Below are 13,012 nucleotides of genomic sequence, written 5' to 3'. Positions count from 1 at the left end.
GGCGCCCTCCACAAGAGAGGACGCCTTTGGTAAGTTCTATATGAACGCGAGGTCTTTGACCCGGAGAGTCCGAGGTACTTGTTGGTAAGACCTTATTTAGGAGCGCGCAACCTTGCCAGACTTAAGGCAGGTGGAGCAAACGTTCATCTTGCGACGGTGACCATCGACGACGACGTAGACACGCTGGATGTTGGGGCGGAACTTACGGTTGGTGACGCGGTGAGAGTGGCTGATGGAGCGACCGGCAACGGGGTGCTTACCGCAAACTTCGCAAACTTTGGACATAACTGACCCTCCTTGGGCGACAAACGAACATGTCGCGTTAACAAACAAGCCTGAACTATAGCACAGAAGCAGCTCCCTGTGCGTAATCTACACAGAGATATTTCTCTTATGGCGATAGTGCCCACGCTACGGCCCTGGACGTAGATCCGATTTGCGTGTAGCAGAGGGGATTATGCCAGCTCGCATCGACGTTTTCAAGCTTGTCCCGCAAATATATATAGGTTTATGGAGCGTTGAGTCCGTTTGCGGATTGCTCCGTATTAATGCTCGCAATTAAGCTCGGGGTTGGCTACACTATCCCTTGACCATTAAAGGGGTACGAGATACCCACATGGATTTATATTGCTGCCATAGAGCAGTCCTTCCTGTGGGTGTCTGGTCCGCTTTGAGCGGTCGGGCATCTATTTTTTTGACTGTATCAGCAGTCAAGACATGTGAGGAAGGAGATCGATGGGCACGACTTCCCCCAAGGCGGTCATCATGGACGAGACCGCCGTCAACCGAGCGATGACCCGCATCGCGCACGAGATTCTCGAGCGCAACGAGGGCTGTGAAGACCTCGCTCTGGTCGGCATCGTCACGCGCGGCGACCTTCTGGCAAAGAAGCTCGCCGAGGCGATCAAGGAGATCGAGGGTGTTGACGTTCCGCTCGGCAGCCTGGACATCAGCTTCTATCGCGATGACTATGCGACTAACTTCGCTCCCGCGATCCACGCTACCAACATTCCCTTCAGCGTCGACGGCAAACGCGTCGTTTTGGTGGACGACATCCTGTACACGGGCCGCACCATCCGCGCCGCTCTGGACGCCGTTATGGACCTGGGCCGTCCGAGCCGCATCGAGCTGGCAGTTCTCGTTGACCGCGGTCACCGCGAGCTCCCTATCTCGCCGGACTTTGTCGGCAAGAACGTTCCCTCGTCGCACGAGGAGAACGTGCACCTATATATGAAGGAAGTCGACGGCCGTACCGCTGTCGAGATCAACGACGTCGCGCCGGGTTCCCACGTGGGCTCCGCGCCGCTGGGAGGTGAGTAGTACCGTGGCGTTCAATCATAAGCACCTGATCGACATTACCGAGTACTCCGAAGAGGACATCAAGCTCATCCTCGAGACCGCCAAGGCGTTCTCCGAGGTCAACGAGCGTGCCATCAAGAAGGTCCCCACGCTCAAGGGCAAGACCATCGTCAATATGTTCAACGAGCCCTCGACGCGTACCCGTAGCTCCTTCGAGCTCGCCGAGAAGCGTCTTTCGGCCGACAGCCTCAACTTTGGCGGCTCCTCGACCTCCACGGTCAAGGGCGAGAGCCTCGTCGATACCGTCGAGACGCTCAACGCCTACAAGATCGACTGCATCGTCGTGCGCGACAAACATGCCGGTGCTCCCTACATCGTCACGCAGAATTCGCCCGCGAGTGTTATCTGCGCCGGTGACGGTAAGCACAATCACCCCACGCAGGCTCTGCTCGACCTGTACACCATCTGGGAGCACAAGGGTGACTTCCACGGTCTGAAAGTCGCCGTCGTCGGCGACATCGCCCACTCCCGCGTTTGCGGCTCGCTGATCCCCGCGTTGAAGATCATGGGCTGCGAGACCTACGCCGTCGCCCCCGGCACGCTGCTGCCGCCGGCGCCCGAGGTTCTGGGCTGCGACCACGTGACGAGCGACCTCGATTCCGTCCTGCCCGAGCTGGACGTCGTCTACATGCTGCGCGTACAGCAGGAGCGCCTCGAGGGTGCCCCGTTCCCGACCATTCGCGAGTACCACAAGCTCTTCGGCCTGACCAAGGACCGTGAGAAGCTCATGAAGCCCGACGCGATCATTTGCCACCCGGGCCCCATCAACCGCGGCGTCGAGTTCGACTCCTATATGGCCGACCACCCGCAACGCTCCGTCATCCTGGAGCAGGTCTACGCCGGTATCTGCGTGCGTATGGCTATCCTGTATCTGCTGCTTGGAGGTGCCGATAATGGCCTTGCTTCTTAAGAATGCCCACGTCGTCGATCCGTCCGTCGAGCTTGACGGGGTCGTTGACGTCCTGATCGACGGCGACAAGATCGCCGAGGTCGGCGAGAACCTCGCCGCCGAGGGAGCCGAGGTCCGCGACCTTTCCGGTAAGTACCTTGTCCCTGGCCTGGTGGACATGCACGTCCACCTGCGCGAGCCCGGCTACGAGGTCAAAGAGGACATCGAGAGCGGCACCCGCGCAGCTGCCAAGGGCGGCTTCACTGGCGTGTGCGCCATGCCCAACACCGACCCCGTTACCGATAACGGTACCGTTGTTGAGTTCGTCAAGTCCCGCGCTGCCGAGGTCGGCCACTGCCGCGTCTATCCTTCCGGCGCCATGACCCGCGGTCTTAAGGGTGAGGCTATGTCCGAGATGGGCGATATGGTCGCCCACGGCGCCGTCGCCTTCACCGACGACGGTCGCGGCGTGCAGGGTGCAGGCATGCTCCGTCGCTGCATGGACTACGGCAAGATGTTCGGCAAGGTCTTCATGAGCCATTGCCAGGACGAGGACCTGGTCGGCCACGGCCAGATCAACGAGGGCAAGGTTTCGACTCGTCTGGCCCTCGAGGGCTGGCCGGCTGCCGGCGAGGAGCTCCAGATCGCCCGCGACATCGAGATCGCAAAACTGACCGGTGCCAAGCTGCACATCCAGCACATCTCCACCGCCCATGGCCTGGAGCTCGTGCGTGCCGGCAAGGCCGCTGGCGTTCAGGTTACCTGCGAGGCCACCCCGCATCACATGTTCCTGACCGAGAACGACCTGGACGAGACCTACAACACCTCGCTCAAGGTTAACCCGCCGCTGCGTACCGATGAGGATGCCGAGGCCATCCGCCAGGGTGTCATCGACGGCACCGTCGACGTCATCGTCACCGATCACGCTCCCCACACGCCGTGGGAGAAAGCCCGTGAGTTCGAGCTCGCGCCCTTTGGCATGATCGGCCTCGAGACCTCGCTGTCGCTCGTGCTCACCGAGCTGGTCAACACGGGCAAGATGGGTATGGGCCGCATGGTTGAGCTCATGGCTATTAAGCCGCGTGAGATCCTGGGCCTCGACCAGGTTCAGGTCAGGGCGGGCTCTGTTGCCGACCTGACCGTCTTCGACGCGTCTGTCACCTGGACGGTCGGCGAGGACGGTTACGAGTCGCGCGCCGAGAACTCCGGTTTTGCCGGTCGCACGCTCACCGGTCGTGCCACCGATGTGTTTGTCGGCGGTAAACAGACGCTTGCCGACGGCTGCATCTGCTAGCATAGCCTTATCGCTTTTGTGCGCGGTGCCCTTGCGGTGCCGCGCTTTCTGTTCGTTTGGTCCATGCAACTGCATGGGGGATTGGAGCGTCTATGCCCACACCTTCCACTGCACGCATGCACGACTTCGAGGTCGTCTCGAACCAGGAGATCGCCGACGGCATCTTCTCGCTCGTTATTTCGGCCCCCAAGCTTGCAAGTGCGCTCAAGCCCGGTCAGTTTGTGAACATCGCCGTGCCCGGCGATGCCTCTTCGCTGCTTCGCGTGCCCTTGAGCTTCTATCGCTCTGACGCCGAGGCCGGTACCGTCGAGCTGTGGTACGCCGTCGTGGGCGACGACACCCGTCGTCTGTCGCAGATGGGCCCCGGCTCCAAGTCCAACCTGTTGGGCCCTGGCGGCCGCGGCTGGCTGGTACCCGAGGGCACCAGGAAGGCGCTGCTCGTGGCGGGCGGCATCGGTGTTCCGCCTGTGCTGTGCCTCGCTGGCATGCTTGCCGAGCAGGGCGTGGCCGTTGACGTGTGCCTGGGTTTTGGCACCGCGTCCAAGGTCGTGGGCGTCGATGAGTTCCGCGCGCTGGGGGCCACGGTCAACGTGTGCACCGACGACGGCTCGTTGGGTACGCATGGCTTATGCACCGATCCTGCCGCTGAGCTGCTCGGCAAGGGCGGTTACGACTACGTCGCCAGCTGTGGTCCCGCCCCTATGATGAAGAAAGTCGCCGCCGCTGCCGTCGAGGCCGGCGCGTACTGCGAGGTGTCGCTCGAGCGCATGATGAGCTGCGGCTTTGGCGCCTGCAACACCTGCAATGTCGAGACGGTCGACGGTATGAAGGGCGCCTGCATGTGCGGCCCCGTGTTCGATGCTTCCAAGGTGGTGGTCTTCTAGTGGGTACCGTGAACATGTCCGTCGATTTCGGCGGCGTCAAGATGCAGAACCCCATCAACACCGCAGCCGGTACCTTTGGCTACGGTTGGCAGTTCCAGAACTTCTTTGATGTCTCCCAGCTGGGTGCCATCACCACCAAGGGTTGCGCTGCCGAGCCCTGGCCCGGCAATCCCGCACCCCGCATGGCCGAGATCCCCGGCGGCATGATCAATTCCGTGGGCCTGCAGAACCCCGGTGTGGCCGCTTTCGCCCGCGAGTCCGGTCCGTGGCTCGAGCAGCTCTCCAAGGACGGTTGCCAGGTCATCTGCCAGGTTGCCGGTCACTCCGTTGATGAGTTCGTGCGCGCGCTCGAGATGTATGTCGAGCTGTGCCCCTGGGCTGCCGGCTATGAGATCAACGTGAGCTGCCCCAACATTGCCGCCGGCGGTGCCGCCATGGGCTCCACGCCCGAGGGCGCCTCTTCCGTTATGGCTGCCTGCCGCAAGGTGACCGATAAGCCGCTGTTCGTTAAGATGGCTCCGGTCAACGTCGCCGAGATCGCCCGCGCCCTCGAGGCTGCCGGCGCCGACGGCCTTTCGGTCATCAACTCCATCCAGGGCATGGCCATTGACGTGCACACCCGCAAGTCCCGTGTGGCCAAGCCCAAGGGCGGCCTTTCGGGCCCGCTGTGCCACCACATCGCCGTGCGCATGGTCTGGGAGGTCGCCCAGGCCGTCGATATCCCCATCAACGGTGTCGGCGGTGTCATGACCGGCGAGGATGCGGCCGAGTTTATCCTGGCCGGCGCCACCTGCGTGTCGGTCGGCATGGCCAACTTCGTCGACCCGTGTGCTTCGCTTAAGATCGCGCACGAGCTCGAGGCCTGGGCGGAGTCCCAGGGCGTAAAGGACATCAACGAGCTGGTAGGTGCGTTCGAATGCTAGAGACCGATGCCCGTGACCGTGTTATCGTCGCCCTCGACTGCGACCGTGAGCGCGCACTCGAGCTCGCCCGTGAGCTTTCGGGCCATGCCGCCTGGCTCAAGGTGGGCATGACGCTCTATTACGCCGAGGGTCCCGAGATCGTCAAGACGTTCAAGGATTTGGGCTTTAAGGTCTTCCTCGACCTCAAGTTCCATGACATTCCGCATCAGGTGCGCGGTGCCGCTCGCTCGGCCTCGCTTGCCGGTGCCGACCTGCTCTCGGTCCACGGCTTGGGTTCGGGCGCCATGCTCGCTGCCTGCCGCGAGGGTGCCGAGGAGGCGCGCGAGGACCGCGCCAAGCTCGTCGCCATTACCGTACTTACGAGCATGAATCAGGACGCGCTGGCGGAGATCGGCGTCGAGTCGCCCGTGGCCGAGGAGGCCGCTCGCCTGGCAAAGCTCGCTCAGGCCAACGGCATCGACGGTATCGTGTGCTCGCCGATGGAGGCTCACGACATGCGTGAGCTGCTCGGCCCCGACGCGCTGATCGTGACTCCGGGTGTGCGTCCGGTGGGTGCCGCCCTGGGCGATCAATCCCGTGTGGCGACACCTTCCCAGGCTATCGAGCGCGGTGCGAGCCACATCGTGGTGGGCCGTCCTATTACCGGCTCCGACGATCCGGTTGCGGCCTTTGACGCCATCGTCGCCGAGCTGGTCGAGAACGTCGCGTAAAAGATTCCCTCAAGTCACCACTTTTGGGTCTTATTAGCACAAATGAGCCCTTGTGCCTGCGAAAACTTTCCCATCCTTTGTGTGGAATCACAGGTCAGGGGCTCAACTTTGACCTCCGTATATTGCACTTTTCGCAGGTATCGTCTAACCTATGGAGCCGTCGATTGGGCATTTAGTGCGTTTGACGTGCTAAAATGCCAATTATTGCATCAGATATAACCCAACTATTTGGAGGTTCGAATGGCACTCCCTCAGCTTACCGACGAGCAGCGTAAGCAGGCTCTTGAGAAGGCTGCCGCCGCACGTCACGCTCGCGCTGAGCTTCGCGAGCAGATCAAGAAGGGCGAGAAGTCTCTCGAGTCCGTGCTCAACTCCGATGACCCCATCGCTTCCCGCATGAAGGTTTCCACCCTCATCGAGTCTCTGCCCGGTTATGGCAAGGCCAAGGCCGCCAAGATCATGGAGGAGCTCGGCATCTCCGCTACCCGTCGCGTCCAGGGCCTCGGCGCCCGTCAGCGCGAGCAGCTCCTCGAGCAGCTGACCAAATAAGTGAGCGCTCAGGATTCAAAGCTCTTTGTGATTTCTGGACCGTCAGGTGCAGGCAAGGGCACGCTCGTCACTCGTGTGCGCGAGCGCCGCTCGAACCTGGGCCTGACGGTTTCGGCTACCACGCGAGCGCCACGTAAAGGTGAGGTCGACGGCGTCAACTACTTTTTCCTGACGCGCGAGGAGTTCGACCGCCGCGTGGCAAACGGTGAGTTTGTTGAGTGGGCCGAGGTCCACGGTAACTGCTACGGTACGTTGGTGAGCGAGGTCGCATCCAAGCTCGCCTCTGGCTCGTCTCTGATCTTGGAGATTGATGTCCAGGGTGCCCTGCAGGTCAAGGAGCGTTTCCCCGAGGCCGTGTTGATCTTTATCAAGCCTCCTTCGCTTGAGGTGTTACGCGATCGCCTGGTCGGTCGCGGTACCGAGACGCCCGAGACGATTGAGCTGCGTATGGCAAACGCCGCCGATGAACTTGCCCTTGCCGACCGCTACGACGACGTCGTGGTGAATGACGATCTCGACCGCGCGACCGATGAGCTCGTTCGCGTTCTCGATATGCATGAAAGGATCTGAGGTCCGTGTCCGTTGTAAAGCCTTGTATTGACGATCTTCTGGAGAAGACCGATCACAACCGCTTCCTGCTCGCCTCGCTTGCCTCCAAGCGCGCCTGCGACATTAACAGCATGCTGCGTGGCCAGCACAACCGCGTGCTTGCCGTTCAGGATGTCGATGACATTACCATTGGCCTCTCCGGCGCCGATACCATCTCGATGGCTATGGACGAGATTGTCGACGGCGATATCTCCTACGACGAGGCTCGTTACAAGAAGGCGCTCGGCCACAAGGTTGCTGAAGCCTAAATGGCAGCTCGCGTCTGCCTGGTCCACTATCACGAGGTTGGACTGAAGGGCAAGAACCGCGCACATTTTGAGCATATCCTCATGGATAACATCAAGGCGGCCTTGGCCGCCTTTTCCGTGAATGCCGTGTCTCGAATTTCCGGTTATATCCTCGTGACCTTTAACGAGCATCAGGCCGACGAGGCGGCGCGTGTCATTCGCACCGTCCCCGGCGTTGCCCGCGTGTCCCTGGCATATCACACCAACCGCGACCCGCAGGAGTACTGCGCCGCCGCCGTGAAGGCGCTGCGCGAGTTTGGTCCTTTTGATTCGTTTAAGGTGCATGCCAAACGCTCTAACACCGACTACGAGCTCACCTCGATTGATATCAATCGTCAGGTTGGCGAGGTGCTGTGCGAGGCCTTCCCCGATAAAAAGGTCCAGATGCACGACCCCGACGCGATGGTGCACGTGCTGGTGGTCCAGGGTAGCGTTTACGTGTATGCGCGCTCCGAGCGCGGCGTGGGCGGTCTGCCGGTGGGTTCCGCCGGCAAGGTTGTGACGCTTCTGTCGTCGGGCATCGATTCTCCGGTGGCGACCTGGATGCTCGCGCGTCGCGGCGCGGTGTGCGTGCCGGTACATTTCTCCGGTCGTCCGCAGACACCCGATACGAGCGAGTATTTGGTGCAGGACATTATCCGTGCGCTTGCGCCGGGCGTCCAGATCGGCCGCCTGTACGTGGTGCCGTTTGGCGATTGCCAGCGTGAGATTTCCGTGGCCTGCCCCAGCAACCTGCGCGTGATCATGTATCGCCGCATTATGTATTCGGTTGCCGAGCGCATTGCGCATATCGAGGGCGCCAAGGCTATCGTGACCGGTGAATCGCTCGGTCAGGTTGCCTCCCAGACGCTCGAGAACATTATGGCCGTCAACGAGGCCGTCAAGATCCCCGTGTTCCGCCCGCTGATCGGTTCGGACAAGCAGGAGATTATCGCGCGTGCCGAGGAAATCGGTACCTTCGATATCTCGACCGAGGCTGCTCCCGATTGCTGCACGCTCTTTATGCCGCGCCGCCCCGAGACGCACGCAAAACTCGATGCCGTGCATGAGGCGTGGGAGCTGTTCGATCACGAGGAGATGATTGAGCGCTTGCTCAAACAGACCGAGTACATCGACTTCGAGAGCAACACGTACAAGGCCCCTAAGACCTTAAAACGTAAACATCCTCAGCTTGCTCCACGTGAGATTTACCAAGATCACGAATAATGTTGTGTATAGACCGGCGGTGCATTTGCATCGTCGGTCTTAATCTACCTGGGCATTAGGCGATAAACGGTTCATTTGTCGACGTGTATCTGAATAAATGGACACTATCCTGCAAGGTTTTGGTCAGCTTTTGGTTTGACTTCGATAACCGGTGTGGGCGTGCGGAGGCTACGGCGCTCGTTTCCTGACACGATGGTGTTGGGAGGTGTTTGCTATGGCGCAACGCGAGCAACACGAACGGGTTAAACGGATGGACCGCTGGGCAGAAAAGCTGCTGGGCCATAAGGCGATGGTCGTGGCGATTCTGATTGTCGTTGCCGCCGCGAGCGGCTTGGCGATGGCAAGTTTTGGTGGCCGCTCCAGCGGCGTGTCGTTTGAGCGTAGTGATGAGGCGGGCGCCTCGGATGTGCGCGGAGCCGGGGATGGGTTACCTGGTGATGCCGATGAGTCGTCTGCCAAGAGTTCTTCTGCTGCTGAGGTGTACGTCGATGTCGATGGCGCCGTTGCAAGGCCTGGCGTGTACCGGCTCAAAGACGGAGCGCGGGTGTCCCAAGCGATCGATGCCGCCGGAGGGCTTACGGCTGAGGCGGATGTGACAGGGCTTAATCGTGCGTCCAAGATCACAGACGGTCAAAAGATCTATGTTCCGATGGTGGGGGAGCAACAAGCGGCTGCGGCGGTCGGCGGGGTCGATAGCGGTGCTGCCATGACTGCTGGTGCGGGGTCTTCGTCGGGGCTTGTGAATATCAATACGGCAAGTGCGGCGGAACTGCAGACGCTTTCGGGCATCGGGCCTTCTACGGCCCAGTCGATTATCGATGAGCGGACTCAAAACGGGGCCTTTGCCTCGGTCGATGACCTCATGCGCGTATCGGGGATCGGTGAGAAAAAGCTCGCCAAAATTAAAGATTGCATCTGCGTATGAGTGTGTCCGAGTGCGAGCATGTGATGCCGCCGCGGCCCCTGATGCCGTGGACGATGGCCCTTTGTTCTGGCTTGTGTGCGAGCTGCGGCCTGGTACTTAACGTGGCAGCCGATTTGCTGCTGGGAGAGCGGGCAGCGCCCGTCACATTGCTTATGGCCATTCCCGTTGCGGCTGCCGCGTGCATCGTATCGGCTCGGTTTTGCATGCGTCTTGTGCGGTGGAGGCGATGGCTGTATGCCGCGGCCCTCGGCCTCCTGGCGGGAGCGGTCGTGTCCGCGGGTTGGGCGATAGGGGCGCTGCGTGCTTCGACGGCACTGGATAATCGAGCTGCGAGCAGTCTCGAGTTTGTTGTACAGGGTGACCCATCCATCAAAGACGGGACGTACTCCTATACCTGTGATTCATATGCGGGTGGAAAGCGCTTGGGCGAGATACGGCTGTCGTGTGATCGTGAGCTCGGTGCCGGTTCGCATGTGCATGCTATCGGTCGAATGTCGCGGTTTGAGAATGATGCGTATGGGCGCTCACGCGTGCTTCGGGGCGAGCTTCGAAAAGTTAAGGTCATCCGGCTGGTATCGGTTGACGAGGGCTTTCCGGGGCCGTTGCCTTGGCTGCGAAACGAGCTCCTTGCCACTATCGCGCCCGAGACCGATCCGGCGCGCTCGCTCATTGCCGGCGTTGTCTGCGGACGCTCCTCCGAGCTGCGTGCTCAGCCGGCGGGCGATTTGTTTTCGGTAACGGGCACCGCACATCTTATCGCCGTCTCGGGCAGCCATCTTGCCATCGTTGGGTTTGTGATTGAGAGCGCCTTGCAAAAGACTCGCCTCTCTCGTGGGCTGCAGAGAGGGCTGTTGGTGCTGGCCCTCGCTGCCTATGCCGTCTTTACGGGCGCTTCGCCCTCGGCCGTGCGCGCGTGCTGTATGGTGGCGATGACGCTTGTCGTCAACGGCGCCGGACGTCGTCGGCATGGCCTTTCGGCTCTATTTTTAACCATGACAATCTTTATGTTGCTGCGGCCGACAGTATTGTTCGAGATGGGTTTTCAGCTATCGTGCGCCAGTGTTTTTGCCATCCTTTGTTTTTGCCCCTACGCTACCTACGCCTTGGGCGAGCTGGGCGTGCCATCGGGGGTTGCCAGTATTTTGTCCGTCACGCTGTGCTCACAGATCGCGACACTTCCCGTAACCATTCCCGCATTTGGGATGTTTTCGCTCATTGCCCCGCTTGCAAATGCCGTGATCGGTCCGGTGATAAGCGTTCTTCTCGCATCTTCGGTTGTGCTGGTGCCTTGCTCGCTTGTGCCGCTCTTGCGCCACGGGGCGCTTGTGGTGCCCATGGCTATCGCTCGCTGTGCCCTGTTCTTTGAGCAGCTCTTTGCTGCCGTTCCGGGCGCATCCGTAAGCGTGCCGCCCGATACGCCCTTGGTATACGTGGTGCCTTTTTCGCTGGTGGTCCTCTTGGTCTTGTGGCCACGCCCCAGCGCGCGGCCCATGGCAGTGGGGCTGCTGTGTTTGATGCTTGCGGCGGGCGTTCCGTATGTCTATTGGGATCGATGTGCGCCGCCTTCGGTGACAGTCCTTGATGTTGGCCAGGCCGATGCGATTCTGGTTCGTCAGGGTGGCGCCGTGGCGCTCGTCGACTGTGGGCTCGACGCGCGCGTGGTGTCGGCGTTGGTTCGCAATAACGTCCACGATATCGACGCCGTCTTCGTGACGCATTGGGATGAAGACCATTGGGGCGGTCTTCCCGACGTACTCGATCGGTTTTCGGTGGGAACCATTGCGGTTGCGGCGGATGCGCTGGGCAGCGCGCCTGCTGAGGTTCTGAATCGCCCAGGCGTCACGTATCGGCAGGTGGCTCGCGGAGACACAGTCGATATCGGCGCATTTCGGGCTCGTGTGATGTGGCCGTTTGATACGGTTGACGGTGAGGGCAATGAGGACTCGCTTGTCTTGCTGCTCTCCTATGCTCAGGAAGGCAAAAGCCTGCGTATGCTCCTCACTGGTGATGCCGAGCTCGACCAGGAGCGCGAGTTTGTACAGGAGGTGGGTGATATCGATGTGCTCAAGCTGGGCCATCACGGCTCAAAAGATTCTGTCGATACAGACCTGCTGGAAACCCTTAAGCCCGAGCTCTCTATTGCGAGCGCGGGCGAGGGCAACCGCTACGGCCATCCATCCGATGCCTGCATCGATGCCGTTAGCGATGCGGGCGGCGCGTTCGCATGCACTATCGAGAGAGGCGACATTACCGTCTCGCCGACTGCGGCCGGTTTTGCCATGCGATGTCAGCGACCGTGATGCTGCCGTTGGCGCGGGACCAACCCGTGGGATAGAATGGCACGGTACGAACAGGAGAGCCTGCGGGAGGGGAGCGCGATGTCTGAAACCGGTCTGCTGCCGGCATATCTGATCGTCGGTACCGACGGAGTCAAGCGCGACCACGCCGTCTCGCGTATGAAAGCACGTCTGGAAAAGTCGGGTATGGTCGAGTTCAACCTCGACGAGCGCGACATGACCAAGGACCCCGATATCGATTCCATTATCGGATCGCTCAACACGTTTCCCATGGGCAGCGAGTTTCGCTTGGTAATCCTTGACGGCTGCTCAAAGCTCGCCAAGGCGGTCTCGGAGCCGCTTGTCGAGTATTTAGCGAGTCCAAGCCCCACAACGGTCTGTCTCATCATCGCCGACTCGCTTGCCAAGAACACGCGCCTGTATAAGGCGATCGCCAAGATCGACAAGAAGGCCGTGATCGATTGCTCCGGCACCAAGCGCTGGGAGCTACCGCGCCGCGTGCAGCAGATGGCGACGCAGCACGGCAAGTCGATCTCGACGGCGGCCGCCGAGGAACTCGTCTCGCGTTCGGGTGAAAACACTCGCATGCTCGATAACGACTTGGCCAAGCTTGCCCAGATGGTCGATGCGCCGCAAATTGAGCTTGCCGATGTGGAACGCTGGATCGTGCGCACGGCCGAAGTTCAGCCCTGGGATTTTCTCAACGCGGTCTCGGCTCGTGATATGCGCCGCTCGCTTGAGCTCTTTGGGCTGCTACCCGCCAAGAGCTATGTGTGGACCTACACGCTGCTGTGCGGACGCATTCGCGAGCTTATCGTCGCCAAGGCGCTCGATGCGCGTGGGCAGGGTCGCGAGCTTGCCGCGACGCTCAAGCTTCAACCCTGGCAGGTTAAGAATCACCTGACCTGGGCACGCCGCTTTTCGATGGCGGAGCTCGTCGCGGCGCTCGAGGGCGCGGTCGATGTTGAGCTCGCTCTTAAGGGTTCGGCCGATTCTCAGAACGCGCTTTTGCTCTGGATTACGAACATCTTGAGAAAATCGTGATGATACCTGTCTATTTGACAAATTCGTTCTATCCCT

At 60.8% G+C, this 13,012-nt stretch carries 14 protein-coding genes; 13 read left to right on the top strand and 1 reads right to left on the bottom strand.

Annotated elements, in window-relative coordinates; translation table 11 throughout:
• Positions 1 to 96: 96 nt before the first annotated feature.
• Complete coding sequence (gene rpmB / locus ACQRC0_RS00470; protein WP_022094725.1) at positions 97 to 285, bottom strand: 50S ribosomal protein L28; 189 nt, start codon at positions 283 to 285, stop codon at positions 97 to 99.
• Between the two features lie 450 nt (positions 286 to 735).
• On the opposite strand from rpmB, the gene pyrR reads away from it, so the two are divergent.
• The 13 genes from pyrR (at position 736) to holA (ending at position 12,976) form a co-directional block, all read left to right on the top strand.
• Entirely contained in the window at positions 736 to 1,320 is a 585-nt protein-coding gene (gene pyrR / locus ACQRC0_RS00465; RefSeq protein ID WP_138374176.1) for a bifunctional pyr operon transcriptional regulator/uracil phosphoribosyltransferase PyrR, read from the top strand.
• A gap of 4 nt (positions 1,321 to 1,324) precedes the next feature.
• Positions 1,325 to 2,269: an aspartate carbamoyltransferase catalytic subunit gene (locus tag ACQRC0_RS00460; RefSeq protein WP_035138537.1), complete on the top strand. Its 945-nt coding sequence runs from the start codon at positions 1,325 to 1,327 to the stop codon at positions 2,267 to 2,269.
• The gene (locus tag ACQRC0_RS00455; protein WP_427726857.1) at positions 2,253 to 3,542 is read left to right on the top strand and encodes a dihydroorotase; all 1,290 of its coding nucleotides are present in this window, start codon (positions 2,253 to 2,255) and stop codon (positions 3,540 to 3,542) included. Before ACQRC0_RS00460 ends, ACQRC0_RS00455 begins: the two co-directional genes overlap by 17 nt.
• Positions 3,543 to 3,658: 116 nt before the next feature.
• Positions 3,659 to 4,426 (top strand): dihydroorotate dehydrogenase electron transfer subunit, encoded by a 768-nt coding sequence (locus tag ACQRC0_RS00450; RefSeq protein WP_427726986.1) that lies wholly within the window; start codon positions 3,659 to 3,661, stop codon positions 4,424 to 4,426.
• Between the two features lie 14 nt (positions 4,427 to 4,440).
• On the top strand, positions 4,441 to 5,349 hold the full coding sequence (locus ACQRC0_RS00445) for a dihydroorotate dehydrogenase (protein ID WP_427717595.1): 909 nt from the start codon (positions 4,441 to 4,443) through the stop codon (positions 5,347 to 5,349).
• Positions 5,343 to 6,059 carry an orotidine-5'-phosphate decarboxylase gene (gene pyrF, locus ACQRC0_RS00440; protein ID WP_427726855.1) on the top strand — a complete coding sequence of 239 codons (717 nt, stop codon included), beginning with the start codon at positions 5,343 to 5,345 and terminating at the stop codon, positions 6,057 to 6,059. The genes ACQRC0_RS00445 and pyrF overlap by 7 nt, the downstream gene beginning before the upstream one ends.
• Before the next feature lie 240 nt (positions 6,060 to 6,299).
• On the top strand, positions 6,300 to 6,608 hold the full coding sequence (gene mihF, locus ACQRC0_RS00435) for an integration host factor, actinobacterial type (RefSeq protein ID WP_427726852.1): 309 nt from the start codon (positions 6,300 to 6,302) through the stop codon (positions 6,606 to 6,608).
• The gene (gmk, locus tag ACQRC0_RS00430; RefSeq protein WP_370450596.1) at positions 6,609 to 7,178 is read left to right on the top strand and encodes a guanylate kinase; all 570 of its coding nucleotides are present in this window, start codon (positions 6,609 to 6,611) and stop codon (positions 7,176 to 7,178) included.
• Between the two features lie 5 nt (positions 7,179 to 7,183).
• Positions 7,184 to 7,465 carry a DNA-directed RNA polymerase subunit omega gene (locus tag ACQRC0_RS00425; RefSeq protein ID WP_370450597.1) on the top strand — a complete coding sequence of 94 codons (282 nt, stop codon included), beginning with the start codon at positions 7,184 to 7,186 and terminating at the stop codon, positions 7,463 to 7,465.
• Entirely contained in the window at positions 7,466 to 8,710 is a 1,245-nt protein-coding gene (gene thiI, locus ACQRC0_RS00420) for a tRNA uracil 4-sulfurtransferase ThiI (RefSeq protein ID WP_427726849.1), read from the top strand.
• A 214-nt stretch (positions 8,711 to 8,924) separates the two neighbouring features.
• On the top strand, positions 8,925 to 9,635 hold the full coding sequence (locus ACQRC0_RS00415; RefSeq protein WP_427726846.1) for a helix-hairpin-helix domain-containing protein: 711 nt from the start codon (positions 8,925 to 8,927) through the stop codon (positions 9,633 to 9,635).
• On the top strand, positions 9,632 to 11,935 hold the full coding sequence (locus ACQRC0_RS00410) for a DNA internalization-related competence protein ComEC/Rec2 (protein ID WP_427726844.1): 2,304 nt from the start codon (positions 9,632 to 9,634) through the stop codon (positions 11,933 to 11,935). Before ACQRC0_RS00415 ends, ACQRC0_RS00410 begins: the two co-directional genes overlap by 4 nt.
• Positions 11,936 to 12,013: 78 nt before the next feature.
• Entirely contained in the window at positions 12,014 to 12,976 is a 963-nt protein-coding gene (gene holA, locus ACQRC0_RS00405) for a DNA polymerase III subunit delta (RefSeq protein ID WP_427726842.1), read from the top strand.
• Positions 12,977 to 13,012 lie beyond the last annotated feature (36 nt).

It is taken from the genome of Collinsella sp. SGI.033, assembly GCF_050315135.1.
In the GTDB taxonomy this organism is placed as follows: domain Bacteria; phylum Actinomycetota; class Coriobacteriia; order Coriobacteriales; family Coriobacteriaceae; genus Collinsella.
Note: the sequence above shows the minus strand (reverse complement) of the source record. Positions and strands in the feature narration are given on the sequence as shown.

What these genes read in the sequence shown, in the direction of transcription:
- ACQRC0_RS00445 (WP_427717595.1), top strand. Translation starts at nt 4,441, where the DNA reads ATGTCCGTCGATTTCGGCGGCGTCAAGATGCAGAACCCCATCAACACC.
- ACQRC0_RS00450 (WP_427726986.1), top strand. Translation starts at nt 3,659, where the DNA reads ATGCACGACTTCGAGGTCGTCTCGAACCAGGAGATCGCCGACGGCATC.
- rpmB (WP_022094725.1), bottom strand. Translation starts at nt 285, where the DNA reads ATGTCCAAAGTTTGCGAAGTTTGCGGTAAGCACCCCGTTGCCGGTCGC.
- ACQRC0_RS00410 (WP_427726844.1), top strand. Translation starts at nt 9,632, where the DNA reads ATGAGTGTGTCCGAGTGCGAGCATGTGATGCCGCCGCGGCCCCTGATG.
- ACQRC0_RS00455 (WP_427726857.1), top strand. Translation starts at nt 2,253, where the DNA reads ATGGCCTTGCTTCTTAAGAATGCCCACGTCGTCGATCCGTCCGTCGAG.
- pyrF (WP_427726855.1), top strand. Translation starts at nt 5,343, where the DNA reads ATGCTAGAGACCGATGCCCGTGACCGTGTTATCGTCGCCCTCGACTGC.
- thiI (WP_427726849.1), top strand. Translation starts at nt 7,466, where the DNA reads ATGGCAGCTCGCGTCTGCCTGGTCCACTATCACGAGGTTGGACTGAAG.
- holA (WP_427726842.1), top strand. Translation starts at nt 12,014, where the DNA reads ATGTCTGAAACCGGTCTGCTGCCGGCATATCTGATCGTCGGTACCGAC.
- ACQRC0_RS00415 (WP_427726846.1), top strand. Translation starts at nt 8,925, where the DNA reads ATGGCGCAACGCGAGCAACACGAACGGGTTAAACGGATGGACCGCTGG.
- pyrR (WP_138374176.1), top strand. Translation starts at nt 736, where the DNA reads ATGGGCACGACTTCCCCCAAGGCGGTCATCATGGACGAGACCGCCGTC.
- mihF (WP_427726852.1), top strand. Translation starts at nt 6,300, where the DNA reads ATGGCACTCCCTCAGCTTACCGACGAGCAGCGTAAGCAGGCTCTTGAG.